General features: G+C 51.2%; 20 protein-coding genes. 17 read left to right on the forward strand and 3 right to left on the reverse strand.

Annotation, left to right across the window (positions count from 1 at the left end; all coding sequences use genetic code 11):
• Window positions 1-321: 321 nt before the first annotated feature.
• The 6 genes from pth to A7K91_RS23890 all read left to right on the forward strand — a co-directional run bounded on the left by pth (window position 322) and on the right by A7K91_RS23890 (window position 10,692).
• On the forward strand, window positions 322-882 hold the full coding sequence (pth, locus tag A7K91_RS23865) for an aminoacyl-tRNA hydrolase (protein WP_068687000.1): 561 nt from the start codon (window positions 322-324) through the stop codon (window positions 880-882).
• Between the two features lie 54 nt (window positions 883-936).
• Window positions 937-1,167: an anti-sigma-F factor Fin gene (gene fin, locus A7K91_RS23870; RefSeq protein ID WP_068687001.1), complete on the forward strand. Its 231-nt coding sequence runs from the start codon at window positions 937-939 to the stop codon at window positions 1,165-1,167.
• A 118-nt stretch (window positions 1,168-1,285) separates the two neighbouring features.
• Window positions 1,286-4,858, forward strand: a complete 3,573-nt coding sequence (gene mfd / locus A7K91_RS23875; RefSeq protein ID WP_068687002.1) for a transcription-repair coupling factor — start codon at window positions 1,286-1,288, stop codon at window positions 4,856-4,858.
• 239 nt (window positions 4,859-5,097) lie between these two features.
• Window positions 5,098-7,170, forward strand: a complete 2,073-nt coding sequence (locus tag A7K91_RS23880; RefSeq protein ID WP_068687042.1) for a serine hydrolase domain-containing protein — start codon at window positions 5,098-5,100, stop codon at window positions 7,168-7,170.
• Window positions 7,171-7,286: 116 nt separating this feature from the next.
• Window positions 7,287-9,365: a serine hydrolase domain-containing protein gene (locus A7K91_RS23885; RefSeq protein WP_068687003.1), complete on the forward strand. Its 2,079-nt coding sequence runs from the start codon at window positions 7,287-7,289 to the stop codon at window positions 9,363-9,365.
• Between the two features lie 217 nt (window positions 9,366-9,582).
• Window positions 9,583-10,692, forward strand: a complete 1,110-nt coding sequence (locus A7K91_RS23890; RefSeq protein ID WP_068687004.1) for a peptidylprolyl isomerase — start codon at window positions 9,583-9,585, stop codon at window positions 10,690-10,692.
• 105 nt (window positions 10,693-10,797) lie between these two features.
• Here the strand turns inward: A7K91_RS23890 and A7K91_RS23895 are convergent, their stop codons facing one another.
• On the reverse strand, window positions 10,798-11,835 hold the full coding sequence (locus A7K91_RS23895; RefSeq protein ID WP_068687005.1) for a PocR ligand-binding domain-containing protein: 1,038 nt from the start codon (window positions 11,833-11,835) through the stop codon (window positions 10,798-10,800).
• A 278-nt stretch (window positions 11,836-12,113) separates the two neighbouring features.
• Between A7K91_RS23895 and A7K91_RS23900 the strand changes: the two genes are divergently transcribed.
• From A7K91_RS23900 to A7K91_RS23920, 5 genes are all read left to right on the forward strand, one after another.
• Window positions 12,114-13,256: a glycerol dehydrogenase gene (locus A7K91_RS23900; RefSeq protein WP_068687006.1), complete on the forward strand. Its 1,143-nt coding sequence runs from the start codon at window positions 12,114-12,116 to the stop codon at window positions 13,254-13,256.
• Window positions 13,253-15,022 (forward strand): dihydroxyacetone kinase subunit DhaK, encoded by a 1,770-nt coding sequence (gene dhaK, locus A7K91_RS23905; RefSeq protein ID WP_068687007.1) that lies wholly within the window; start codon window positions 13,253-13,255, stop codon window positions 15,020-15,022. The genes A7K91_RS23900 and dhaK overlap by 4 nt, the downstream gene beginning before the upstream one ends.
• 179 nt (window positions 15,023-15,201) lie before the next feature.
• On the forward strand, window positions 15,202-16,077 hold the full coding sequence (locus A7K91_RS23910; protein WP_068687008.1) for an SPFH domain-containing protein: 876 nt from the start codon (window positions 15,202-15,204) through the stop codon (window positions 16,075-16,077).
• 12 nt (window positions 16,078-16,089) lie between these two features.
• Window positions 16,090-16,272 (forward strand): type II toxin-antitoxin system antitoxin, encoded by a 183-nt coding sequence (locus A7K91_RS23915; RefSeq protein WP_068687009.1) that lies wholly within the window; start codon window positions 16,090-16,092, stop codon window positions 16,270-16,272.
• Between the two features lie 110 nt (window positions 16,273-16,382).
• Complete coding sequence (locus tag A7K91_RS23920; protein WP_068687010.1) at window positions 16,383-16,838, forward strand: DinB family protein; 456 nt, start codon at window positions 16,383-16,385, stop codon at window positions 16,836-16,838.
• Between the two features lie 117 nt (window positions 16,839-16,955).
• On the opposite strand, the gene ureC is transcribed toward A7K91_RS23920, so the two are convergent.
• Together ureC and ureA are read right to left on the reverse strand one after the other, a co-directional pair.
• The gene (gene ureC, locus A7K91_RS23925) at window positions 16,956-18,668 is read right to left on the reverse strand and encodes an urease subunit alpha (protein WP_068687011.1); all 1,713 of its coding nucleotides are present in this window, start codon (window positions 18,666-18,668) and stop codon (window positions 16,956-16,958) included.
• Entirely contained in the window at window positions 18,665-19,288 is a 624-nt protein-coding gene (ureA, locus tag A7K91_RS23930) for an urease subunit gamma (RefSeq protein WP_068687012.1), read from the reverse strand. Before ureA ends, ureC begins: the two co-directional genes overlap by 4 nt.
• A 340-nt stretch (window positions 19,289-19,628) precedes the next feature.
• Between ureA and urtA the strand changes: the two genes are divergently transcribed.
• The 6 genes from urtA (at window position 19,629) to spoVT (ending at window position 26,148) form a co-directional block, all read left to right on the forward strand.
• Window positions 19,629-20,900 (forward strand): urea ABC transporter substrate-binding protein, encoded by a 1,272-nt coding sequence (gene urtA, locus A7K91_RS23935; protein ID WP_068687013.1) that lies wholly within the window; start codon window positions 19,629-19,631, stop codon window positions 20,898-20,900.
• Between the two features lie 672 nt (window positions 20,901-21,572).
• Window positions 21,573-22,478 (forward strand): urea ABC transporter permease subunit UrtB, encoded by a 906-nt coding sequence (urtB, locus tag A7K91_RS23940; protein ID WP_068687014.1) that lies wholly within the window; start codon window positions 21,573-21,575, stop codon window positions 22,476-22,478.
• Window positions 22,479-22,637: 159 nt separating this feature from the next.
• Complete coding sequence (gene urtC, locus A7K91_RS23945) at window positions 22,638-23,801, forward strand: urea ABC transporter permease subunit UrtC (RefSeq protein WP_082967716.1); 1,164 nt, start codon at window positions 22,638-22,640, stop codon at window positions 23,799-23,801.
• Window positions 23,798-24,574, forward strand: coding sequence for an urea ABC transporter ATP-binding protein UrtD (gene urtD, locus A7K91_RS23950; protein WP_068687015.1), 777 nt, complete (start codon window positions 23,798-23,800; stop codon window positions 24,572-24,574). The genes urtC and urtD overlap by 4 nt, the downstream gene beginning before the upstream one ends.
• The gene (urtE, locus tag A7K91_RS23955) at window positions 24,552-25,247 is read left to right on the forward strand and encodes an urea ABC transporter ATP-binding subunit UrtE (protein ID WP_068687016.1); all 696 of its coding nucleotides are present in this window, start codon (window positions 24,552-24,554) and stop codon (window positions 25,245-25,247) included. The genes urtD and urtE overlap by 23 nt, the downstream gene beginning before the upstream one ends.
• 358 nt (window positions 25,248-25,605) lie before the next feature.
• Window positions 25,606-26,148 carry a stage V sporulation protein T gene (gene spoVT / locus A7K91_RS23960; RefSeq protein WP_068687043.1) on the forward strand — a complete coding sequence of 181 codons (543 nt, stop codon included), beginning with the start codon at window positions 25,606-25,608 and terminating at the stop codon, window positions 26,146-26,148.
• The last annotated feature ends 113 nt before the right edge of the window (window positions 26,149-26,261 follow it).

Here is a 26,261-nt window from a genome sequence, read left to right on the forward strand (position 1 = left end):
TGTTTCCGTTACAAAAGGATAAAAGGTCAAAACTTGCCTTTAACGGACATTTTTGTCCGTGACTGCCTATCGGAAATTAAAATTTTATGGAAAATTCAATATGCTGCTGGGGACGGCTTTTTTGGGCGTAGAATGGCATTGGTAGGGGTGTGGTATGTGCGTAGTATGGCATTTGTATAGGCGTGGTATGGGATTGCTATGGGCGTGCTATGAAAATAACTGAAAAAAGGATAGAATCGACGTAGAGCATTGCTGCAGTCACTGAAACAGACATTAAAAAGTAAGCACAGGAACCGCAGTAAGAAAGGGAGTGGAATAAGGATGAAATGGATTGTCGGGTTGGGAAATCCCGGCCCTGCTTATAAAGATACACGGCATAATGTAGGCTTTATGGTGGTGGATGAGCTTGCGAAGCGTTGGGGGATCTCCGTCACAACCAGCAAATGCAAGGCGTTGATTGGCGAAGGCAATGTGGGGGGCGTCAAGGTTGTCCTTATTAAGCCGATGACCTATATGAATTTATCCGGCGAGTCGGTGCGTGCGTTTATGGATTATTTTAAAGCGGAGCTGGAGGACGGCATTGTTGTTTACGATGATCTGGATACGGAGATCGGCAAGCTGAGATTGAGGTATCAAGGGAGCGCGGGCGGCCATAACGGCATTAAATCGCTGATTCAGCATTTGAATACGCAGACCTTTAACCGGATTCGGATGGGCATTTCCCGCCCTGAGCCTGGAATGGTCATTTCGGATTATGTGTTGTCGACCTTTCCCAAGAAAGACAGGGACAAGCTGGCCGAGATGATCGAAAAGGCTGCTGACGCAGTGGAATTTGGACTGAAATCGCCGTTTGAGCAAACGATGGCAAAGTTTAATCATTAAAAGCCGCCGATGTGGGCATACTGGGTGTATAACCTATCCCCGGGAGGCATACATATGGCTGTAAACTATATCTGCAGACATTGCAAAACGTCCATTGGCTCTATAAATGCGGCTGCTGTAACCGAGCAGCAGCTAGGCTTTCATTCCTTGACCCTTGAGGAGCGCAGCGATATAATAGCGTATGACTCAAACGGCGATGTAACGGTAAAAATCGTCTGTGATTATTGCAATGAAGCGCTGCAAAGCAACCCTGATTTGATGATGGTTGGAAATCCGCTTCAATGAATGAAGACGATAATAGGATGATGCAGGAGCAGGCTATGCCAGAGGATGATGGCGGTAGCTGTTTTTGCGTGGGCTTGATTGTGCAGTTGGCTCAAGGTTGATCGAGAACTACGCTAGTATGTATAGATTGTCATATAGAAATGAGGTGCCGCAAACGTTGAAAGCGCTAATTCAAAGCTTTGCAGCGGATAACGATGTCCAGTCGATCCTGTCTGGAATCCGCAAAGGAATGCGAGAGCAGATGATATCCGGGCTCGCGGGCTCCTCCCGCCAGGTATTGATTGCTGCGCTGGAGGAAGCGGTGGAGCGTCCGATGCTTGTTGTGACGCATAATATGTTCTCTGCCCAGAAGATAGCGGAGGACCTGCAGGAATGTTTGTCCCCCGAAAAGGTGCTGCTCTATCCTGCAAACGAGCTAATGGCAGCGGAAGCGGCAATTTCGAGCCCCGAGACGCTGGCGCAGCGAATGGATGTGCTCATACAGCTGTCCCGCGGCTATCGCGGGATTATTGTTGTGCCCTTTTCCGGCGTTCGCCGATATTTGCCTATTGGCCAAGTGATGGCAGAAGCGCAAATAGCCGTCAAGGTAGGCGATACATTAGCTCTGGAGGATTTCCTGCGCCGCATGACGGCGCTGGGTTATGTGCGCGTTGACCGTGTAGAATCGCGCGGCGAGATGAGCGTACGTGGCGGCATTATTGATTTTTTTCCGTTAACCTGGAACCAGGCTTGCCGCATTGAATGGTTCGGCGACGAAATTGATTCCATTCGGGCCTTTGATCCGGCGGAGCAGCGTTCCAGCGATGTGATGCAGGAATGCATCATTCCTCCTTGTCAGGAGATTATCGCGGATCGGACGAGGATGTCGTCCGCAGCGGATCAAGGCAATGGGCTGCTGGAGCGGCAGCTGGAGAAAATGACGGACCGGACGGCAAAGGAACGACTGCGAGCAGAAATCGGCGGCGAACTGGAGAAGCTGCGAGAAGGCTTTTATTTTCCGGAAATCTATAAATATATTTCATTGCTCTACCCTGAGCGCCAAACGATTATGGACTACATGCCGGAGGATACGCTTCTTATTCTGGACGAACCGACCCGCTTGCTGGAAACGGCCAAGCAATTGGAGCGGGATGAAGCGGAATGGGCCATACATCTGCTTCAGAACGGAAAGTCATTGCCCGGCTTTGTGCTGGCGAAAGATACGGAAGAAATTTTGCATCACCGTCCCTTCCCGACCTTGTTCCTTTCCTTGTTCTTAAGGCAGATTCCTCATTCTCAGCCGCAAAATATTTTGAACATGACCAGCCGCACCATGCAAAATTTCCATGGACAAATGAACGTGCTCAAGTCCGAGATGGAGCGTTGGAAAAAGATCGGCGCTACGGTCATTATGCTGGCCGGCAATGCGGAGCGCATTGAGCGGATGAGACGGGTGCTGGACGATTACGGCATCGAGCCGCCAAATCTGCTGGAGGGCAATTTGCAGCAGGGCTTTGAGCTGCCATCCTCCCATCTGGTGGTCATTACGGAAGGCGAGATGTTTTCGCAGAAGCAGCGCAAGCAGCGCCGGGTTGACCGGAAGCTGGACAATGCGGAGCGGATCAAAAGCTATACCGAGCTGAAAATCGGCGATTTTGTCGTTCACCACAACCATGGCATCGGCAAATACGTCGGCATCGGCACGTTGGAAATAGGCGGCATCCATCGCGACTACATGCATATTCTCTATTCGGGCGGGGACAAATTGTCCGTGCCGATCGAGCAGATCGATATGATTCAGAAATATGTCGGCTCGGAGGAGAAGGAGCCTAAGGTTAACAAGCTTGGCGGTACGGAATGGACAAAAGCCAAAACCAAAGCAAGGGCTTCGGTGCAGGATATTGCAGAGGACCTGATCAAGCTGTATGCGCAGAGGCAGTCCAGCCCCGGTTATGCATTTGGAGCGGATACCAGCTATCAGCAGGAATTTGAAGCAATGTTTCCTTATGATGAGACGCGGGATCAGCTGCGGGCCATTGAAGAAATCAAAAAAGATATGGAGAAAACCCAGCCGATGGACCGGCTGCTTTGCGGCGATGTGGGCTACGGCAAAACCGAGGTGGCGGTTCGTGCTGCTTTCAAGGCGGCTATGGACAGCAAGCAGGTGGCCGTGCTTGTGCCCACCACGATTCTGGCGCAGCAGCACTACGAAACCTTCCGCGAGCGTTTTTCGGGATATCCAATCAATGTTCAGGTTATGAGCCGCTTCCGTTCCCGCAAGGAGCAGAATGAAACGATCAAGGGACTAAAAAACGGTACAGTAGATGTTGTCATCGGTACTCATCGGCTTTTGTCGCAGGATATGATTTTTAAATCGCTAGGTTTGCTTATCGTCGACGAGGAGCAGCGTTTTGGCGTATCCCACAAGGAAAAGCTGAAAAAGCTGAAAAATAACGTCGATGTGCTGACGCTGACCGCAACTCCGATTCCGCGAACGCTTCATATGTCTATGCTTGGCGTGCGGGATTTGTCGGTTATCGAGACGCCGCCGGAAAACCGCTTTCCGGTGCAAACCTACGTTGTGGAATATAGCCCGGCGCTGGTGCGTGAAGCGATCGAGCGCGAGCTTGCGCGCGGCGGACAGGTCTATTATCTCTACAACCGCGTTCAGGGAATCTATCAGATGGCGGAAGCGATTAATGCGCTGGTGCCGGATGCCCGGGTGACGGTAGGCCATGGGCAGATGTCGGAGCAGGAGCTGGAGAAAACGATTCTGGATTTCCTCGACGGCGAATCCGATGTGCTTGTCAGCACCAGCATTATTGAAACCGGGGTCGATATTCCCAACGTCAATACGCTGATCGTCCATGACGCAGACAAAATGGGACTTTCCCAGCTGTACCAGCTGCGCGGTCGAGTAGGACGCTCCAATCGGATCGCGTACGCCTACTTTACCTATCAGCGGGACAAGGTGCTGACGGAAGTGGCGGAGAAGCGGCTGCAATCCATCAAGGAGTTTACTGAGCTTGGTTCCGGCTTCAAAATTGCGATGCGAGACCTGGCTATCCGGGGAGCAGGCAATTTGCTGGGCGCGGAGCAGCATGGCTTTATCGCGTCCGTCGGATTCGATATGTACTCCCAGATGCTTGCCGAGGAAATCGGCAAACGTAAAGCGGAGATGACTGGCGAACCAGTAGCTGTCGAGAAGATAGTAACAACGCTGATTGATCTTAGCGTGGATGCCTACCTGCCATCCGATTATATTTACGACAGCATTCAAAAAATAGAAATTTACAAAAAGGTCGCAGCCGTTCGCACCTTTGAAGAAACTGACGATTTGATTGATGAGCTGGTGGATCGCTTCGGCGACTTGCCTCAAGCGGTCAGCAATCTCTTATCCGTGGCCCGGCTCAAAATATACGGATCCCTTTGCGGAATTGAATCTATCAGTCAAAAAGGCGACGATCTGATCTTCAAGCTGGCAGCTCCGCTGACTGGCAAGATGGCCCGCAAGCGGGTAGACGGCTTATGCCTGAAATTCGAAAACCGCTTCAAGCAAGGCAGCGAGCATGAAGCTCCGCCAACCATTATGCTGCGGGGCAAAGGGCTTAACATGGAGCAAAAGCTGCATTTGTCGGAACGGTTTCTGGACGGCTACCGCGAAGCAGTAGCAGAGAAGCAGGAGCTTCAGAACGCAACCTCGCAAGCCTGATTGATATCGAACATTTTTACAACAGCCTCCCTGACTCTGGATTATCCGGATCAGGGAGGTTTTTTCTGTTTAACTCCCTAATTTTAACTGCTGTAACAGCTCTGTCGATTATTTTTCACCTAAAATCTCCTAAAAAGGTTGCCCATGACGCAGCGTCAACTGGTATGCTAGAGGAGAAGATAGATTTGGCGATATTTGGATATTGCCCATTCCAATAGAAGAGGTGAGCTGACAAAATGATGAAAAGATGGTACAAGCGATCACTTGCTGCCGTTTTGACGGTTGCTATGCTGATTCCTGCGGCTGCTGTGTCGGCAGCGGAATCAAAAGCCGAGTTATCCTACTCGGTAACCAAGCAGGCTGCGGAAGCGAAAGCGGCGTTGCTGACGAGCAGCTACGGAGTGTCTAGCGTGCAATATGCTCTGTTTGATCAAGGCCGGATTGTCGTTTCCGGTCAAGCGGGCATTAATGACGAGCAGGGCCAACTCCCGTTGACGAACGAGACGGTTTATGGCATTGGTTCGGTAAGCAAGGTGTACACCGCTGCCGCGGTGATGACGCTTGTGGATGAAGGCAAGCTGGAGCTGGACAAGCCTCTGGTTAATTATTTGCCCGAATTTACGATGAAGGATAGCCGTTACAAGCAAATTACGCCAAGGATGCTGCTTAATCATTCCTCCGGGTTGAACGGCTCATCGTTGACCAACGCCTTTTTGTTTGAAGACAATGACTCCTACCCGCATGACCAGCTGCTGGACTCTCTGGCGCAGCAGGAATTGAAGGCTGATCCGGGGGCGTATTCCGTATATAGCAATGACAGCTTTACACTGGCCGAGCTGCTGGTTGAGGAAGTAAGCGGCATGAGCTTTACGGACTATATTCATCAATATATTACGAAGCCGCTTGGACTTTCCCATACCCAAACATCAGGCGATGGACTTGACAACGATAAGATGGCTGCTCTTTATTCGCCATTGAAGAAAGGTCAAATGCCGTCAGAGGTTGTTAATGTCATCGGCACCGGGGGCATTTATTCCACAGCCGAGGAGCTTGCCATTTTTGGCGGGGTGTTTGCCGGTTATGAAGGAACTGTTTTATCGAAAAAATCGGTTTCCCTTATGGGAGAAGAGGAATACAAGCGGGGCCTTTGGCCGGAGGAAGGAAGCGACATGTTCGCGTATGGTCTGGGCTGGGATTCCGTATCGTTGTTTCCGTTTGGCGATTATGATATGAAGGCCCTCTCCAAGGGCGGAGACACCTTGTTCTATCATGCGCAGCTGATTGTGCTGCCGGAGCAAGGGATGGCGGCGGCTGTCCTCTCGTCAGGCGGCGCAAGCACCTACAATGGCGTGTTTGCGGCGGATCTTCTTCTACAGGCGCTCAAGGAGCGCGGCAAAATCGACGAGCTGCCGGCGCCTAAGTCGTTTGGCGAACCAAAAGCGGCCCAACTGCCGCAGGAGCAGCTTAAATATGGCGGCCTTTATGCCGGAACCTCGCAAGTATACAAGATTGACCTTGACTCTGAGGGCAAGCTGCTTTTGTCCAGCGCTAGTCAGCCTGCCGCAGGATCGGTGGAATATATTTATACCGAAAACGGTGACTATATTAGCGCCGACGGCATGATGAAAGCCCGTTTTGTGGAAGAAAAAAACGGAAACGTTTATTTGTGGACCAGTGATTATTTGCAGCTTCCGGGCATTGGTCAAACTAAGCTGAGCCATTATGCCATGGAGAAGCTTGGTCCTAATGCGATTACCGATGCAACAGCCAAAGCGTGGGAAAAACGGGATGGCAAGTTGTATTATGTCGTTAGTGAAAAATTTTCGTCCGTCTTATACTTGCAAAATACGGGTATGGCCATTCACCTTCTGGATGAAGCACCCGGCTATGTTATGGACCAAAAAATAACGGGCCCCAATAGCTCCAGAAGCGATATCAGCATTCCTGCCATGAGCGGCCGCGACCACTCTCCGTTACAATTCTATTCCGAAAACGGGATTGAATACGGGAAGTCGCAAGGCTCTGTGATGATAAGCGAGGATGGCGTATCAGCTATCTATGCGGGTAAAAAGTCCAGAGTTACAATAGCGGACAACGGCTTTGCCAGATGGTTTAAAATTCCGGAAGCCGCTGCTGGAAAAATGTTGACTGTCAGCCGCCCGGCTCAAAGCTCCTTTGCCGTATATGACGCTGCTGGAACATGCGTATATTTCTCGCAGGTTGAAGATAACCGTGAAGTCGAGCTGCCGGTTAACGGAAAGATTGTTTTTGCCGGAGATCCTGGTTCCGTTTTCCAAATTTCCCTTCGTTGATTGATAATAGCGCTTGCTCATGACGCAACGTCAGGTATTACACTTGGAAAAGAAAGCTACTGACCGGCTTTTTGGGCTGGGCAGCCTCTATTAATCTGAATGTTGAGGTGAAAACGATGGGGATTAAATTGTTTAAAAGATCCGCAACCGCGATACTGGCTATTGCGCTGCTTATTCCTTCAGCAGCGGTTTTGGCCAAAGAGGAATCGGGAGGAACACAATCCTATTCGGCGACCAGGCAGTCCGCAGCGAAAAAAGCAGCTTTGCTGACGGAAGACTATGGAGTAACCAGCGTGCAATACGCATTATTCGATAACGGCCGGATTGCCGTGTCGGGACAGGCTGGAATAAACGACGAGCAAGGCATCATTCCGTTAAACAACAATACGGTATACGGCATTGGCTCCGTTGCCAAAGTCTATGCTGCTGCCGCCGTTATGAGGCTTGTTGATGAAGGCAAGCTGAAGCTCGACGAACCGGTAGTCAGCTACCTTCCGGCTTTTACGATGAAGGATAGCCGCTACAAGCAGATTACGCCCCGAATGCTGCTCAACCATTCCTCCGGCTTGAACGGCTCGACGTTAACGAATAGTATTTTGTATCGCGACAATGACACTTATGCGCATGATCATTTTCTGGAGGATTTGGCGCAGCAGGAGCTTAAAGCCGATCCCGGCGCTTATTCGGTCTACAGCAATGACAGCTTCACATTGGCTGAGCTGCTGGTAGAGGAAGTGAGCGGCATGAGCTTTACCGAATTCATTCAACATGCTTTTTTTGAGCCATTGGCTTTATCCCGAACCTATACAGCCAGCGAGGAGCTGAACGAGGAAGCGGCTGCTGCGCTCTATTCTCCGATGCGGGAGGGGCAAATGCCGCTGGGAATAGACAATGCTATCGGCAGCGGGGGCATCTATTCTACGGCAGAGGAACTGGCTCTTTTTGGCGGATTATTTGCAGGTTATGGACAGGGGCTTTTATCGGATACAGCCGTCACCCAAATGGCGCAAGAGGAATATAAGCGCGGATTATGGCCTGAGCAAGGAAGCGACATGTTCAACTATGGGCTGGGGTGGGATTCGGTTCATCTGGCTCCCTTTGGCGATTACGGAATCAAGGCGCTTACCAAAGGCGGAGATACGCTCTTTTATCATGCACAGCTGATCGTACTGCCGGAGCAAGGAATGACAGCTGCTGTACTCTCTTCGGGAGGATCGAGTATTTTTAATTCAGTTTTTGCTTCCGACCTCCTGCTGCAAGCACTTAAGGAACGGGGAGATATTCAGCATTTGCCGTCTCCAAAATCTTTTGGCGAACCGATTGCGGCAGCTCCGCCGCAGAAGCAGCTAGACTATGCAGGCGTTTATGGGAATTTTCAAACGGTTTACCAGATCGGGATCACACCGGAAGGCAAGCTGCTATTGTCGAACGCCTTGCAGCCGGGAACAGGGGCAGCTGAATATGTCTTTACGGAGAGTGGCGATTATATAAGCCAGGACGGAACGACAAAGGTCCGTTTTGTTGAAGAGACAAACGACAGGGTATATTTGTGGATTAGCCAGTATATCTCCCTCCCTGGTCTGGGTCAAACCGTTGCAACATATTATGATGCGGAAAAGCTGGATAAAAATGAAATTTCCAGTGAAACGGCGGAAAAATGGGCGGAGCGGGACGGAAAGATCTATTATATTTTGAATGAGAAGTTTACGTCCGCCTTATATTTTGCAAACATGGCTACCACCGTTCAATTAATGGAGGATGTCCCGGGATATAATGCTTCTCAAAAAATAACGGGACCAAATAGCTCCAAAAACGATATTCAAATTCCGGGCCTGAATGGCCGCGATCATATGCCATACCAGTTCTATCAGGACAACGGTACGGAATATCTGAAAGTACAGAGCTTTCTTTTTATACATGAAGACGGAATCAAATCAATATACGGGGGACAAAAATCAAAAGCGACTATTCTTGAGGATGGGCTCGCCAGATGGTTCGCCATTCCCGAAGCCGCTGCAGGGAAAAGGTTAACCGTCAGCCGCCCGGCTCAAAGCTCCTTTGCCGTTTATGACGCATCCGGCATATGCGTGTTTTTTTCACAGGTTGATGAGGACCGTGCCATAGAGCTGCCGCCAAACGGAAAGGTTGTTTTTGTTGGAGAGCCGGGCACTGTCTTCCAGCTTTCTTTGAAATAAGCGGGATAAAGGGCGTTATAATTAGCTTACAGCAGGAAGTTTTTTTAAAACCATAAATTAAACAAGGAGGCCTTCCCTGCATGTCGCTGCGGGTGAAGGCTTTTTGTTGTACAGGGTGAGAGAGCAGTCTTTTTGCTCACAGGTATGCACGATTCGCTTTTGTGGAATCATTTCTGCTACAATGTAAGCAAGTTTATATTCTGAAAGGGGATTTGGCATGTTTTACTCAACACGCAAGCCGGTATGGCGCAAAAGCGTTTTGCTTGTTATTGCAGCCGTGCTTGCAATGACCTTGCTTGCCGCGTGCGGCGGAGGCAACGGCAAGGGCGGCAAGCATTCGCTTGAATTTAAAGATGTGAATGGAGGCGAGGTGGTCGCTACCTACAAGGATGGCCAGGTCACGCAGAAGGAACTGGACAAATATTTGGCGATCATCGGGATTACGCAGCCTGCTTACGAGCAAGTTTTATCTATTCCACAGTTCCAGGAAATGATCGTGGAACAATATGTTTCATATAAGGTGCTGGCTTCCCGAGCATCAGAGGATGACCTGGAGAAGGCTCGTGGGGAAGTGGATAAGCAGCTGAAGGATTATAAGGACTATGTGAATTCCGACGAAAGCATAGCCGCTAAGGTGAAGGAAAAAAATATCCGCGACGAGGATATGGCTACGTTCCTGCTGCTTCAATCCGCTGTTGTGGCTTATGTGAACTCCCTGGTAACGGACACCGATACTGCTGCGGCGTTTAAGGATGCCGAATCTAACTTTGCCGTTTTCGATGTGCGTCATATTCTGGTGGCTACAAAGGAAAAGGATGAAAAAACAGGCGAATCCAAAGACATCCGTACGGATGAGGAAGCGTTGGCCCGCGCCAATGAAGTGAAGGACAAGCTGAAGGCCGGAGGCGACTGGACGGAGCTTGCCAAGCAATATTCCGATGATCCGGGCTCCAAGGAGGACGGCGGCCTCTATAAGGACAAAGCGGGCAGCACCTTTGTTGAGCCCTTTAGACTCGCAGCCTTTGAACAGGAAATCGGCGTCGTTGGCGAGCCGGTGAAATCCGATTTTGGCTACCACATCATTCAGGTCGACAAGCGTGAAGTGAAAACGTATGATCAAATTACGGACGAGCAAAAGGAACAAATTAAACAAGCGGCGGCGTACAAATACCTGGAAGCTTTTATGAAGGATGAGATGCCTAAGCAGGAGCTGAAGGTTACCCTTCCGCAGCCATCGCCAACAGCTGAAGGCTCGGGTGAAGGCGAAGCAACAGGAGAAGCAAGCCCAACTCCATCGCCTGAAAGCACTGAAAGCACAACTGAATAATAAGAAAAAACACCTTGCGAACAGCAGCGAGACGGGCAAAAGCTTTCTCGATCTGGTACGCAAGGTGTTTTTATTATAAATAGAGGTTTGTTTGGATTGCCCCGGTTATTGCTTCTGCATATATTTTCGGTAAACAGCAGGCGTGATATCTTCGTATTTTTTGAAAGTTTTTATAAAATAGCCCGATTCATTAAAGCCAAGCTCATCGCTGATTTGGGAAATCGGCATATCGGTTGCCTCCAGCAGCTTTTTGGCCCATTTGATTTTCAAACGCGCCAGATAAACCGTGAAGTTTTCGCTCGTTTCCTTGGCAAATAATCTGCTGAAATAGCTCGGACTAAGATGGCATAGCTCAGCCGCTTGCTTGAGCGTAACCTGCTCGCTTTTGTGAGTATGAATGTAATCCAGGGCCGGTTGAAGCACGGGATTCGTAATTTCTCTCTCCTCCGGGCTGCTGCTGAGATAGGCGTCGGCAATGGCGTTGGTCATTTCCCTTTTGATGGACTCGATATTGCGGATGGAATAACCGGGAAGAATGGCGGATAAGTTGAGCTTGCCGTTCTGGTCGGAGCCGGACGATTGGCTAAACATCTCGATCAGCAGATTTTTGTCCAGCGCTTCTTCTACGATGTAGTTGCAAAGCAGCGACAGCATGTTGGAGATGGTTACGATCTCTTCATAAGTCATGACAGGAAGCTGGTCATAAGAACTCCGCAGCATCTCCAGCTTGGTTTCATGCATGTGCGGGTCCTGGGAAACAACGATTTGCTCCAGCCCGCGTGATTTATCGGAATCCGATAGCTTGACCTGGCCGGCCATGACTGCTCCAATGTACTTGCCATCAATAGTAATGGGGATCGCGATGTCAATAATATTGAAATGGCAAAGATAAATATAAGGCTCATTAAGGCGAACCGCCTCCAGACCGCCCCGCGAATCGCATTTTTGACAATAGGGAAGAAGCTCGGGGTCCTTGCGTACGCTATTGCAGAATGACTGGCAGCTGCTGTGGCTGGTGACGGGATTGCCTTTGTAATCGACGGTGAGAATAGCCAGCTTGGTGACGCTGGCAAGGGAATCCTGCAGCCGTTTCCACTTTTGCAAATCCAGTATTTTGTTGAGCTGTAAATATTCCCTGAACAAGCCGGCCGCCTCCTCTGAAGCAATATCAAGTTATGCTTTTAAAAGCGATGATTCCATTCCTGGCGTTTTAGTAAAATCATGCCGTGCTGGGTAATCTATAGGAGTTGAAGAAGTCCGGTTATGGGGACCGCATGACAATAAGATACCATGTTTCAGTTAAAAAGCAAAAAATTACGATTGAAAATTATAATAATTTGTTATCATTGTCCACTGCTTGCCCCATAGACCTGTTATATATTGATAGTAAATGCTCCAAACCATTCTAGGAGGTTTTACAAATGAGAAAAGCGTTTATTAGCCCAACGAAATATGTGCAAGGCGAGGATGAATTGCTGAATCTGGGTTATTTCGTCCGTTCCTTTGGTCAATCCGCTCTCCTTATTGCCCATCCTGATGATGTTGAGCGTGTAAAAGCAAAGCTTGATGCAACAGCAGAGACCTTCCAAATTACATTTGTTGAAAGCGGTTTTAAAGGAGAATGCTCGCGCGAGGAGGTTGCGCGCTTGCAGGAAATCGCCCGTAATAATAAATGCGACTGTACAATCGGGCTTGGCGGCGGCAAAGCTATTGATGCGGCCAAATGCGTCGCGGAAGGCGAAGCGCTTATTATTTGCCCGACCATTGCGGCGACAGATGCGCCGACCAGCCATTCTGCCGTTTTGTATACGCCGGACGGCGCGTTCGATGACTACGCTTATTTCAAGCAAAGCCCAAGCGTGGTGCTGATCGACACGACTGTTATTGCCAACGCGCCAACCCGTTTTCTTGTATCCGGCATGGGAGACGCTTTGTCTACTTATTTTGAAGCGAGAGCAACGTCCCGTTCCTATTCGCGCGTAAATGCAAGCTTGCCGATGGGCGCCCGCGAAGGCCTTACGCCTCCTGCATTTGGCACAAACGCGGCATTTGCGCTTGCCAAGCTGTGCTACGAGATGCTGCTGCGCGACGGCGTAAAGGCTAAGGCTGCAAGTGATAGCAACATGGTCACGCAGGCGCTTGAAAACATAGTGGAGACAAACATTTTGCTGTCCGGCCTTGGTTTTGAAAGCGGCGGCCTGGCGGCAGCGCATGCTATTCATGACGGTCTGACGATTCTGGAGGGCACGCATCATTATTTCCATGGCGAAAAGGTTGCTTTTGGAACAATCGCCCAGCTTGTGCTTGAAAATGCGCCGACGGAGGAGTTGAATCAGGTGCTGGACTTCTGCCTTGATGTCGGTTTGCCCGTTTGTCTTGCCGATATCGGCGTAGAAGCCATTACGCAGGAGGAGCTGCTGGAGGTAGCGGAAAAAGCGTGTATTCCGGAGGAGTCCATTCATGCGATGCCATTCCCGTTTACAGTAGCCGAGGTTGCGGGAGCGATCGCAACGGCTGACCGGATCGGCCGTGCTTATAAAGCCAGCCGAGGTGCGAAGTCATGAAAAAAATCATCAACGGGGCCGAAAACGTTGTTATGGAGATGTGCAACGGGATTGCGTTAGCGCATCCGGAGCTGGAATTTCTAAAAAAATATAAAGTAATCAAGCGCAGAGCTATTCGTGCGGACAAGGTGAGCTTGATTAGCGGCGGCGGAAGCGGGCATGAGCCCGCTCATGCGGGCTATGTCGGCAAAGGCATGCTGGATGCCGCCGTATGCGGCGATGTGTTTGCATCCCCTTCGCAAATCCAAGTGTACCAGGCGATTAAAGCGACGGCTAGCACCAAAGGCACATTGCTCATTATTAAAAACTATAGCGGCGATATGATGAATTTTAAAAACGCGGCGCATCTCGCAGAAGAAGACGGCATTCAGGTGCAATATGTGAAGGTTGAGGACGATATCGCTGTTCAGGACAGCTTGTACACGGTAGGCCGCCGCGGCGTGGCGGGAACGGTGCTGGTTCACAAAATTGCCGGAGCCGCAGCCGAAGAGGGACGGAGCCTTGCCGATGTCAAGGCCGCCGCGGAAAAAGCGGCGCAGAATGTGCGCAGCATCGGATTTGCTTTTACCTCCTGCACCGTGCCTGCAAAAGGAACGCCAACCTTCGCCATTGCCGAAGACGAGATGGAATACGGCGTAGGCATTCATGGCGAACCGGGCATCCGGCGTGAAAAAATCGCAACGGCGGATGAGCTTGCCGCGCGCATGACGCAATCCTTGCTGGCCGATCTGAGGCTGGCAGACGGAGAGACGGCGGAAATTGCCGTTTTGGTCAATGGCTTTGGCGCAACCCCGCAGCAGGAGCTGTATGTGCTGAACAATTCGGTCCAGCGCGAGCTGGCAAAACGGACGGGCTTGTCCATTGCAGTCACCTTTGTTGGCAACTATATGACCAGCATTGATATGTCGGGAGCCTCCTTGACCATTCTGAAGCTGGATGACGAGCTGAAGGAGCTGTTGTTCCGGGAAAGCGATACGCCGGCATTCAAAATATCCGGTCCGCCGGCCGCTGCAATTAGTTATTCGGAAGCGATAGAGGCATCGGTTCAGGAGGATGTTGCTGTCTCCTATGACGTGCAGACATCAACGGAAGCGGCGGTTATCCAGGGCGATGCCGTGACTCTGGATAATGTCGTTTATCTGGTAGATAAGATGAGCGAGATCATTATCCGCAACGAAGTACCGTTTTGCGAGCTGGACTCCCATGCGGGTGATGGCGATTTCGGCATGAGCGTAGCCAAAGGCTTCCGCCAGCTCAAGCGGGAATGGAATCATATCGTCAACGAGGAAAAAGGAACGATCGGTTCATTTCTGGACGCATGCTCCCTTATCATTATGGAGCATTGCGGCGGAGCCTCCGGTCCCATCTGGGGCTCGGCGTTCCGCGCAGCGGGTAAATCTGCCGGAGATAAGCTGGAGCTGAATGTTTCGCAATTTGCAGAAATGATCCAGGCCGCTGTCAAAGGCATTCAGGCCACGGGCGAACGCTCCTTTGGCCGCGGTGCGGTTGTAGGAGACAAGACGCTGATTGACGCGCTTGTGCCATGCGCCGACGCATGGTCGGAGAGCGCTAAGTCCGGGCTGGACATTAAAGCCGCCTTTGCCAAAGGCGCGGCGGCAGCCGTCGAAGGCGCTAAAGCGACAGAAAAAATTGTGGCGCGCATGGGCCGTGCGGGAACGGTTGGGGAACGCAGCCTGGGCCATCCCGATGCGGGCGCTTATGCGCTTGGCGTTATTTTCACCGAGCTGTCGGAGTCGTTGAAGTAATTCCATTCTACAGCAACAACGGCCCATCTATGGCCCATCCTCCCGATTAGGCGGAGGGTGGGTCTTTTTGTTGTTGTTAATAAGCCATAGCTATGTATTTTAGGCAAAAAAGGAGATTGCTTATATTTGTAAAAAGTGATATCATAAAAATATCAAAGAGATATAGGAGATGATCCAGCATGAATGAAAAAAAAGCTTTTCATCTAAATGGTTATCTGGCCCTGCTGATAGGGTTTGCCGCAACCATCGGCGGAGTGGCGATGATTGCGACGGAATTGAAAATATCCGATGATCCATCGATTTCCAAGTTTGTAGTCGGTGTGGTACTGGTAGGACTCGCGGCAATTATCGCTTCCTCCCTCACTATTGTGCAGCCGAATGAAGCAAAGGTTATTACCTTTTTTGGTACCTATGTCGGTACGGTTATTCAAAGCGGATTGTGGATGGTATTGCCGCTTACGGTAAAAGCAACGGTTTCGCTGAAGGTTCGGAACTTCAATAGCCAGAAGCTGAAGGTAAACGATGCGGGGGGCAATCCGGTTGAAATCGGCGCCGTTATCGTATTTAAAGTGGTGGATACGGCCAAGGCAAGCTTTGACGTTGATCAATACGAGCGGTTTGTCGAAATTCAGAGTGAAACGGCTATCCGTCATATTGCGGCCAAATACCCCTATGACACCTTTGAGGATGATACCGTGGCATCGCTTCGAGGCAATGCGGATGAAGTGGCTGCAGAATTGCTAAGAGAGCTGCAGGATCGTCTGGATGTAGCTGGCGTGGAGCTGCGTGAAACCCGCATTACCCATTTGGCGTATGCGCCGGAAATTGCCAGCGCAATGCTCCAGCGGCAGCAGGCCACGGCAATTGTATCGGCCCGTCAGAAAATTGTAGAAGGCGCTGTAGGCATGGTGGATGCCGCTTTGAAGCAGCTGGAGGGTGCCGGAATTGAGCTTGATGCGGAGCGGAAGGCGGCTATGATCAATAACCTGATGGTTTCTATTGTATCTGATCGCGCTGCCCAGCCGGTTATTAATACAGGATCGCTGTATAGCTGAGGGTAAGCCGGTATGGCTAAAGAAAAAAAAGCATTTCCATTGCGTCTTGACCCCGAGATTCATAAGGCGCTGGAGCAATGGGCAGGTGACGAATTCCGCAGCGTCAACAGCCATATTGAATATTTGCTCAGAGAAGCTTTAAGCAAGGCAGGCAGATTAAAGAGGCCAGGACGCCCCCCTACTGATGAAGAGTAAATGTGCAGACAGCACTCTGTACCAAAAGGACCTGCCAATGTTGCTTTGGCAGGTTTTTTAGAACCTATATAATTGAATAAACGAGTTGCAGAGAAGAGGGGGAAATCAAAATGAAGACAATCAAAAGCATGATGGATCACATGTACTGGGCTGATGGGGTAATCTTGGATGCGCTTGAGCGGAGTGGGACGAAGAACAAGGAGCTTCTTAAGCTGGTTCGGCATGTTGCGATTGCGGAAAGAGTCTGGCTCTTGCGACTGAACGGCAAGGGCAGCGCGAAATATTCGCTGTGGGAGGAAGCGGAAGACCCGACCGCTCTCCGGACGATGTTTGAAGAGAACGCCAAGCAATATCAGCTTTACATCGAAGGGCTCGATCAATCTCAGTTGGACGAGATGATCAATTATGCCAACCAAAGCGGTGTTCCGTTCCGAACTTCCGTCCGGGACATCCTTCTGCAGGTGCTCTTGCATGGTCAATACCACCGGGGGCAAATTAACCGGGCGCTTCGGAGCGAGTCGGCAGAGCCTGCCCCGGTTGATTACATCAAATTTGCGAGGCTCTAACAGTAACAGTACCTGGATGCAGGGGTTCAAGTATTCCGCACTTCATTACCATTAAAAGCAGCAGTCAAGGACTTTGTATATTTCGTCCATGGCTGCTGCTTATTACTGATTAAATGATTAAGTCAAAAAATATCGCTGAGCCAGCGGAAGAAAATCTACAGGGGCCGACGTCAGGCGCTCGCCATTGACACTAACGGCATAGGTTTTGGGATCAACCATAATGTCAGGCATTTCACCATTAAGCACCATCTGCGATTTGGTCAAATTGCGGCAGTTGAATGCGGGCAGGAGCTGCTTGCGCAAGCCAAGCGGCGCAAGCGATCCGCTCTCCAGCGACGCCTTGGATACAAAGGTTATGCTGAGCTCGGCCTGCGCGCCGCCATAGCTGCCGAACATAGGCCGGTACATATAGGGCTGAGGCGTTGAAATCGACGCGTTGGGATCGCCCATGCCGGCATGGACAATAAAACCGCTTTTAAGCACCATTTCCGGCTTGGCTCCAAAAAACGCAGGTTTCCATAATGCCAAATCGGCAATTTTGCCAACCTCGATAGAACCGACATAGGTCGATATGCCGTGTGTAATGGCGGGATTGATTGTATATTTGGCAATGTATCGTTTGACGCGGAAGTTGTCAGATCGTGTGTCAGAGCCAAGCGGACCGCGCTGCTGCTTCATTTTGTCGGCTGTTTGCCAGGTGCGGATAGCAACCTCTCCAACCCTTCCCATAGCCTGGGAGTCTGAGCTTGTCATGCTAATTGCGCCAATATCATGCAGAATATCCTCGGCCCCGATGGTTTCGGAACGGATGCGGGAAGCGGCAAAGGCTACATCTTCGGGTATGCGGGGATCAAGATGATGGCAAATCATCAGCATATCCAGATGCTCGTCAATGGTGTTGACGGTATAAGGCATTGTCGGGCTGGTGGAGGAAGGCAGCACATTCGGCATGGACGCTACGCGCAGCAAATCGGGCGCATGTCCGCCTCCAGCTCCTTCCGTATGGTAGGTGTGAATGGTGCGATTTTTGAAGGAACGAAGACTATCTTCAACAAACCCTGCCTCATTAAGCGTATCCGTATGAATATTAACCTGGACATCCAGTCCTTCCGCTACATCCATGCATTTGTCGATGACATAAGGAGTGCTGCCCCAATCCTCGTGAATTTTGAGTCCTGCGGCCCCTGCCTGGACCTGCTCGATCAGAGCTTCCGGCCTGGAGCTGTTGCCCCTGCCCAGAAATACCATGTTGATCGGCAAAGCGTCGGTCGCCTTCAGCATTCTTTGCAAATTCCAGACGCCTGAGGTGCAGTTGGTTGCAAGCGTTCCGGTAGCAGGTCCCGTGCCGCCTCCAACAAATGTAGTAACCCCGCTTTGCAGTGCGATTTCGACCTGCTGGGGACTGATATAATGCACGTGGGAATCAACGCCCCCGGCCGTAACGATCATATTTTCCGCAGAAATAACCTCGGTTCCGACCCCGATAATCATCCCCGGCGTAACCCCGTCCATCACCATGGGATTGCCCGCTTTGCCGATACCTGCAATTTTGCCGTCCTTTACGCCGATATCTGCTTTTACAATTCCCCATGTATCAATGATGATGGCATTGGTAATAACCAGATCCAGCACGCCTTCATCTCTTGTAGCCAGCGGATGTTGTCCCATGCCGTCCCGGACGACCTTGCCTCCGCCAAACACGCATTCATCGCCATAAACCGTATAGTCCTTTTCGATTTCTATCCAGAGAGAGGTGTCTCCCAGGCGGACGCGATCGCCCGTCGTTGGGCCGTACATGCTGGCATAGGTTGCGCGATCAATTGTGCTCATGGTTTAACCTCCCCGTTTGTTAATCCTGCAAATCCATAAATTTCCTTGCTACCGCCAATCTGAACCAGACCGATGCTTTTGGTTTCACCGGGCTCAAATCTTATGGAAAGCCCCGAAGCGATATCAAGCCGATACCCCTGAGTGCCTTCACGGTGGAAAGAAAGCGCCGGGTTGCTCTCGTAAAAGTGAAAATGGGAACCAACCTGAATCGGCCTGTCTCCGGTATTGGTGACCTCCCGGTTGATGCGGGGACGATTCGGCAATAGCTGAATCGGCTCTTCCAGCAAATCATATTCGCCCGCAATCAAGCCGCTGTTATCCCCAATAGGATCATGTACCGATACAAGCTTGGTGCCGTCGGGAAAGGTAGCTTCCACCTGTACCTCGGACAATAGGGAAGAGATCCCGTCCATTACCTGGTCCGGTGTTAGAAGGTGACGGGCTTCCTCCATAAGCGCCGCAACGGACTTGCCGTCCCTTGCCCCCTCCATGACATACCCGGAAATAAGGGCCACCGCCTCCGGATAATTGAGCTTTACTCCCCGCGCCAGCCTCTTCTGGGCAAGATCAGCAGCCACATATAGCAGCAGCTTGTCACGTTCCTGATACGTAAGATGCATGATGCACTCTCTCCTCTCGGGACCATAATGAAATAGTGGATTTGAATACAATATACAAAAAACAACATCATTCGACAGAAATCTCCTTGAAATAGCGGCTAACCATCATAAAACAGGATCTTTCTGTAAATCTCATGTCACAACTGTAGCATCAGCCTAAATTTCATGTCAATAACGAGTTAATAAAAATAACGTATAATTCATCAATCGGTTCGAAATCGTTGTTTTATGTAATATATATTGACATGTAAAAAGCTGTGCGAATATACTGTAACCACGAACATTGGAAACACAATCCATGGAAATGTTCGGCAGAAAAATAGAGGCGGGGAGTGGTGGGATGAAAAGGAAGGGTTTATTAAGCATGTGGGGGTTATTGATGATTGCCATATGTCTGGCACTGGCAGGCTGTGGCGGAAAGGGAGCAGAGCCGGCTTCCGGCGGCACGGCAACACCAGGGGCTTCAACCGAAGCTGGCGGCGCAGGCAATACGGAGGGCGAAATCAAGGTTGGCATTCTTCATTCGCAGAGCGGAACGATGGCGATCAGCGAAATGTCGGTTATTGATTCCGAGCTGATGGCGATTGAAGAAATCAATGCAGCCGGCGGCGTATTGGGCAAAAAAATCGTTCCGGTGCTGGAGGACGGCGCTTCCGACTGGCCGACCTTTGCAGAAAAGGCGCGCAAGCTGATATCGGAGGACAAAGTTGCGACGGTATTTGGCGGATGGACATCCGCCAGCCGCAAAGCAATGCTTCCTGTATTCGAGGAGCTAAACGGTCTTTTATGGTATCCGGTCCAATATGAAGGACTGGAGTCCTCCCCAAACATATTCTACACGGGCGCAACCACTAACCAGCAAATCGTGCCTTCCGTCACATGGCTGCTCGAAAATCGCGGCAAAACATTTTACCTCCTTGGCTCCGATTATGTTTTCCCCCGCACAGCCAATCTGATCATTAAGGAGCAGCTGAAGGCGGAGGGCGGCGAGCTGGTTGGAGAGGAATATACCCCGCTTGGACATACGGATTACAGCACTATTATTAGCAAAATAAAAGCTGCCGACCCCGATATCGTGTACAACACCCTTAACGGCGACAGCAACGTTGCCTTTTTCAAGCAATTGAAGGATGCAGGCATTACCGCAAAGGACATAACAACGCTGTCGGTATCGGTTGCGGAGGAGGAGATTCGCGGCATCGGCGTATCGGTGCTGGAAGGCCATCTGGCTTCCTGGAACTATTACCAGACGACGGAAACGCCAACCAATCCGGCCTTCGTGGAAAGCTACAAGGCGAAATACGGAGCAGATCGAGTAACGGCTGACCCCATCGAGGCTGGCTATACCGCCGTTTATTTGTGGGCAGCGGCTGTGGAGAAGGCAGGCTCCACCGACGTGGACAAAGTTAAGGAAGCGGCTAAGGAATTGGAGTGGGAAGCCCCAAGCGGCAAGGTCAAGATCGACGGCGAAACCCAGCATATTTACAAAACGGTCCGGATCGGCGAGGTGCAAAGCGATGGCCAGTTCAAGGAGCTCTGGAACTCGGGAGAAGCCGTCAAGCCGGATCCGTTTTTGAAAAACTACGACTGGGCAACCTCCATCCAACCTTAGCGGTAGCTCAAAAAGTCCGCTTCCCATTACAGAACATGCCTGGGGGCATGGCTGGCGTCGAATATGGAATTCAGCCGAAATATCCGGTCCTCACGTAGCTATCACTACGCTCCGGTCCTCTATTTCTAGCTTCTTTCCATCTTCTTGGTACTGGAAACCGGACTTTTTGAACTTTCATTTAAAGAGGATGCTCAAAAAGTCCGCTTCCCATTGCGGAACATGCCTGGGGGCATGGCTGGCGTCGAATATGGAATTCAGCCGAAATATCCGGTCCTCACGTAGCTATCACTACGCTCCGGTCCTCTATTTCTAGCTTCTTTCCATCTTCTTGGTACTGGAAACCGGACTTTTTGAACTTTCATTTAAAGAGGATGCTCAAAAAGTCCGCTTCCCATTGCGGAACATGCCTGGGGGCATGGCTGGCGTCGAATATGGAATTCAGCCGAAATATCCGGTCCTCACGTAGCTATCACTACGCTCCGGTCCTCTATTTCTAGCTTCTTTCCATCTTCTTGGTACTGGAAACCGGACTTTTTGAACTTTCATTTAAAGAGGATGCTCAAAAGGTCCGCTTCCCATTACAGAACATGCCTGGGGGCATGGCTGGCGTCGAATATGAAATTCAACCGAAACTTCCGGTCTGTTCAAAAAGTCAAAGTTGGGAGCGTTCCTATGGAGCTTTTTGTTCTGCAATTATTCAATGGGCTGAGCATCAGTTCAATTCTGCTGCTGGTTGCGCTTGGACTGGCGATTACTTTTGGACTTATGAAGGTTATCAATATGGCTCACGGCGAGCTGATTATGATTGGGGCTTATGCCACGTATTTAACGCAAAATCTGTTTATCTCTTATATGCCAGCGGAGCTTTTTGACTGGTATTTTGTACTGGCGGTGCCGGTTAGCTTCGGTATTGCTTTTCTAATCGGTATGGTGCTGGAGGCGGGCCTGATCCGCTTCCTGTACGGCCGGCCATTGGATAGTCTGCTGGCTACCTGGGGCGTGGGTTTGGTTCTTCAGCAATTGGCGAGAACGATTTTTGGAGCGCCTAATGTTGCGGTCAAAAGTCCAGCCTGGCTGGATGGCGGCATGGTTGTGATGGGCGGCACCTTGCTGCCCTACAAACGGCTGTTTATTATCGCGCTGGTTATCGCCTGTCTTGTTGCGATGTATCTCTATATTTACAGAAGCAACGAAGGAAGGCGGATGCGGGCCGTTATGCAAAACCGGGAAATGGCTGCTTGTCTCGGTATCTCCACGAGAAGAGTCGACCGGATGACCTTCGCTATTGGCTCCGGCATTGCGGGTATTGCGGGATGCGCCTTGACCCTGCTGGGGCCAATCGGCCCGTCGCTTGGCACTTATTATATCGTGGATGCCTTTATGGTCGTTGTGCTGGGTGGCGTCGGCAAGCTTGTCGGAACCATATTGGGAGCAACGGGCATCGGTATGTTCAATACGATGTTTGAATACTGGACGAACGCATCGCTCGGCAAGGTGCTGGTGTTTGTCTGTATCGTAGCGTTCCTGCAATGGAAGCCCTCCGGTTTTGTCGCTATGCGCACAAGGTCGCTGGATTAAGCAGGGGAATTGTCAGAGACGGATGCAATATAGAGGCGAGAGTGCGATCGTAAAAGTACAGATGTAGAGACACAAGGGCAAAAGCGCAGATGCATGATGCAAGCAAAGGCAAGATCAGTTGAGCAGGTGCGGGCAAGCAAGGACAGAGGGGGTGCAAGCATGGCGTGGAGACAGTGGACGCCCAGGCAATGGTGGATTTTGGGGGGATATGCGGTCGCGACGGCGGTTTTGTTCGCTGCCCCGCTGTTTGTTAGCGATTTTCGCCTCAATCTGCTGGCAAAATTTCTGGCCTTCGCCATCGTGGCGCTGGGACTGGATTTGATTTGGGGCTATACGGGCATTTTGAGCCTGGGACACGGCATCTTTTTTGGACTTGGCGCGTATGCCATGGCCATGTATCTCAAGCTGGAGGCCAGCGGCGGAAAACTGCCCGACTTTATGAGCTGGAGCGGGTTGAAGGAGCTGCCCTTGTTCTGGAAGCTGTTTGAGCCGTTTGGCGCGGCCGTGGCGCTGGGGCTTCTGATTCCGGCGCTTCTGGCCTTGGGGCTTGGTTTTTTTACCTTCCGCAACCGAATCAGGGGCGTTTATTTTACGATTTTGACCCAGGCGCTGGTTATTATAGTCACTACGCTGCTGGTGGGGCAGCAGGCTTTTACCGGGGGAACAAACGGGGTGACGGGATATTCTACGTTGTTAGGCTATTCGCTGGCTTCACCCGATACCAAGCGGGTTCTGTACTGGGTTACGGCGGCGGCGCTGCTGGGCGTTTTCCTGTTCTGCCGCTTTTTGACGGGCAGCCGGTTCGGAAAGGTGCTGCGGGCTATTCGGGACGGTGAAAACCGGGTTCGGTTTATCGGATACAATCCGGCATTATATCAGACGGTCATTTTTACGGTATCTGCGGGTATAGCGGGATTGGCCGGTATGCTGTTTGTCCTGCATGTCGGCATCATTTCCCCGTCTATGCTTGGCATCGTGCCTTCTATTGAAATGGTGCTGTGGGTGGCTATTGGCGGCAGGGGGACTTTGATCGGAGCTGCGCTTGGCGCAATTTTGATGAACTGGGCCAAAAGTGAATTCAGTACCGCGTATCCGGAGGGCTGGCTGTTTTTTATGGGCGCGTTGTTTGTGATTGTTGTTGTGTTTCTGCCGAAGGGGGTGGCGGGATTGTTCCAGTCTCCGCCTCCCTGGCTGAATCCCGGCAAGCTGCTGGACCGCGTAAGGAACGGAGGAAGCGGGACGCGCGGCGGCCCTCTCCTTCGCCTGCTGCGAAAGAAGGATAACGGCAAGTCAATCCAGTCCGTAAGGAGGCAAGCGGAATGAGTCAAAATGAAATCCTGCAATGTCGGGACGTAACGGTGGAGTTTGACGGCTTCAAGGCGGTTCAAGGCATGAATCTGGATTTGCACAAAGGGGAGCTGCGGTTTCTGATCGGCCCTAACGGGGCGGGCAAAACGACGATGCTGGATGTCATCTGCGGCAAGGTAAAGCCGTCCTCCGGCAGGGTCACCTTCGGGGAAAAGGTGGATATTACGAAAAAGCCGGAGCATCAAATCGCGGAGATGGGTATCGGGCGCAAATTTCAGGCCCCGTCCATTTTTTCGTCCATGACGGTGCTGGAAAATCTCGAAATTGCGATGCGGCAAAAGCGCTCGGTAGCAGCTACCCTGTTTGCGCGGCTATCCAGTGAGGCCAAGGACCGGCTGCATCATCAGCTAGACATGATCGGGTTGGGGGACAAAAGCGGGCATCGGGCAGGCGGCTTGTCGCATGGCGAGAAGCAATGGCTGGAAATCGGCATGATGCTGCTGCAGGAGCCAGAGGTGCTGCTGCTGGATGAGCCGGTGGCGGGCATGACGGACAAGGAAACCGACAAAACGGGCGAGCTGCTGCATGAAATTGCGCTTAAACGCTCCGTGGTGGTTGTGGAGCATGACATGGAGTTTGTGCGCAATTTTGCCAGCAAGGTGACGGTTATGCACGAGGGCAAGCTGCTGAAGGAAGGCTCTATGGAGGATGTGCAGGGCGACGAGCGGGTGGCGGAGGTTTATTTGGGCAAAAGGCGGGATGACTATGCTAGCCGTTCAACAGCTTGAGTCGGGCTATGGCGAAAGCGTCATACTGCGGGATATCAGTCTGCGCGTAAGGGCGGGCCAGGTCGTCTGCCTGCTGGGCCGCAACGGCGTAGGGAAAACAACGTTGATGAAAACCGTCATGGGGCTGCTGAAGGTCAGAAAAGGGGAGGTTCGCTACAACGGCGCCGACATGACCCGAAAGGCTCCTGGCTTGCGGGCGCGGGCGGGTATAGGGTACGTGCCGCAGGGTAGAGAGATTTTTCCTCAGCTCACCGTATATGAAAACTTGCTGCTGGGGCTTGAGGCATCACGTGACGGAGCGGTCCAACTACCGGAGGAAGCGCACCGGCGTTTTCCCGTCCTGCCGGCCATGTTCGGGCGGCGCGGCGGCGATCTCAGCGGAGGACAGCAGCAGCAGCTTGCTTTTGCCAGAGCGTTGGTTTCAAAGCCGGAGCTGCTGCTCCTGGATGAGCCATGCGAGGGCATTCAGCCCTCCATTGTCGACGATATTCGCGAGGTTATCCGCTCCATTAAAGGGGATGGCCGGACTGCCATTTTGCTGGTGGAGCAAAGTCTGGAATTTGTGAAGGATGTCGGGGATTATTTTTACGTCATCGACAAGGGCGGTATTGCCTGGGAGGGGGAACCGGAGGCTTTGACGGAAGAGGTCGTGCGCCAATACTTGACGGTATAGCCGTGTTTCCGGTGAAATCTGCGGCGGCTTCCGCCTTTCTGCTGCGCCCCGTGGCAGGAAGGCGGAAGGTCCATGTTTAAAGAATGCCTTTGCGCGAAGGGACGCTCCGCTTGAAGGATATTTATTTTGCTCAAGGAATGATTTGGGTGGGCTGGCGCTGTGTATAAGAAAATGGGAGCGGATGAATACTATGGTCAGATTCAAAAGCAGCATTGAAGCAGCAGCCATTTTTACAGCAAGGCGCATGGAAGCACCCACCCCATCAAAGCGCAAAATCAATGCGAATAGATTAGGTGTACAGGAAGCATTTTACATCCAGTGTATTCAAAATCCTCTAGGGAAAGCGGGGCAACAAGAAATGAAAGCAACTGGAATAGTTCGTCGCATTGATGATCTCGGACGAGTGGTCATTCCTAAGGAAATCCGTCGTACATTGCGTATTCGCGAAGGCGACCCTCTGGAAATATTCGTCGATCGCGACGGCGAGGTTATTCTGAAAAAATATTCGCCGATCGGCGAGCTTGGCGATTTTGCCAAGGAATACGCGGAGTCGCTATTTGAAAGCACGGGCCATATGACGCTTATCTCGGACCGGGATACGATCATTACCGTGGCCGGAGCGTCCAAAAAGGAATTAATGGACAAGCCGATTGGCGCAACGCTGGAAAATTGCATGGATAGCCGCAAAACGGTTTCCGAAACCAGCGGCGGCTCGTATGAAATCGTTAAGGATGTGCAGGACACATTCAGCTCCTTTGTTGCAGCGCCTATTATTGCGGGCGGCGATCCAATTGGCACAGTCGTTCTCCTCAGCAAGGATGATGCCGTCAAAATGGCGCAAATGGAAACCAAAATGGCGGAAACGGCCGCAGGCTTCCTGGCGAAGCAGATGGAGCAGTAGAGGTACAGCGGAAAGCGTGTATAAAGGGCATCAAAGCCAGGGAACATTAAGTAACACTAAGTAACTGGTTGAGCCTGGGCCAGCAAGCAATCAGAAAACAGAGTAGCTTAATA

It is taken from the genome of Paenibacillus oryzae (genome assembly GCF_001675045.1).
In the GTDB taxonomy this organism is placed as follows: Bacteria; Bacillota; Bacilli; order Paenibacillales; family Paenibacillaceae; genus Pristimantibacillus; species Pristimantibacillus oryzae.

Excerpts from the sequence above, each read along its gene's own strand:
- pth (WP_068687000.1), top strand. The coding sequence starts at position 322 with ATGAAATGGATTGTCGGGTTGGGAAATCCCGGCCCTGCTTATAAAGAT.
- fin (WP_068687001.1), top strand. The coding sequence starts at position 937 with ATGGCTGTAAACTATATCTGCAGACATTGCAAAACGTCCATTGGCTCT.
- mfd (WP_068687002.1), top strand. The coding sequence starts at position 1,286 with ATGTATAGATTGTCATATAGAAATGAGGTGCCGCAAACGTTGAAAGCG.
- A7K91_RS23880 (WP_068687042.1), top strand. The coding sequence starts at position 5,098 with ATGAAAAGATGGTACAAGCGATCACTTGCTGCCGTTTTGACGGTTGCT.
- A7K91_RS23885 (WP_068687003.1), top strand. The coding sequence starts at position 7,287 with ATGGGGATTAAATTGTTTAAAAGATCCGCAACCGCGATACTGGCTATT.
- A7K91_RS23890 (WP_068687004.1), top strand. The coding sequence starts at position 9,583 with ATGTTTTACTCAACACGCAAGCCGGTATGGCGCAAAAGCGTTTTGCTT.
- A7K91_RS23900 (WP_068687006.1), top strand. The coding sequence starts at position 12,114 with ATGAGAAAAGCGTTTATTAGCCCAACGAAATATGTGCAAGGCGAGGAT.
- dhaK (WP_068687007.1), top strand. The coding sequence starts at position 13,253 with ATGAAAAAAATCATCAACGGGGCCGAAAACGTTGTTATGGAGATGTGC.
- A7K91_RS23910 (WP_068687008.1), top strand. The coding sequence starts at position 15,202 with ATGAATGAAAAAAAAGCTTTTCATCTAAATGGTTATCTGGCCCTGCTG.
- A7K91_RS23915 (WP_068687009.1), top strand. The coding sequence starts at position 16,090 with ATGGCTAAAGAAAAAAAAGCATTTCCATTGCGTCTTGACCCCGAGATT.
- A7K91_RS23920 (WP_068687010.1), top strand. The coding sequence starts at position 16,383 with ATGAAGACAATCAAAAGCATGATGGATCACATGTACTGGGCTGATGGG.
- ureC (WP_068687011.1), bottom strand. The coding sequence starts at position 18,668 with ATGAGCACAATTGATCGCGCAACCTATGCCAGCATGTACGGCCCAACG.
- ureA (WP_068687012.1), bottom strand. The coding sequence starts at position 19,288 with ATGCATCTTACGTATCAGGAACGTGACAAGCTGCTGCTATATGTGGCT.
- urtA (WP_068687013.1), top strand. The coding sequence starts at position 19,629 with ATGAAAAGGAAGGGTTTATTAAGCATGTGGGGGTTATTGATGATTGCC.
- urtB (WP_068687014.1), top strand. The coding sequence starts at position 21,573 with ATGGAGCTTTTTGTTCTGCAATTATTCAATGGGCTGAGCATCAGTTCA.
- urtC (WP_082967716.1), top strand. The coding sequence starts at position 22,638 with ATGGCGTGGAGACAGTGGACGCCCAGGCAATGGTGGATTTTGGGGGGA.
- urtD (WP_068687015.1), top strand. The coding sequence starts at position 23,798 with ATGAGTCAAAATGAAATCCTGCAATGTCGGGACGTAACGGTGGAGTTT.
- urtE (WP_068687016.1), top strand. The coding sequence starts at position 24,552 with ATGCTAGCCGTTCAACAGCTTGAGTCGGGCTATGGCGAAAGCGTCATA.
- spoVT (WP_068687043.1), top strand. The coding sequence starts at position 25,606 with ATGAAAGCAACTGGAATAGTTCGTCGCATTGATGATCTCGGACGAGTG.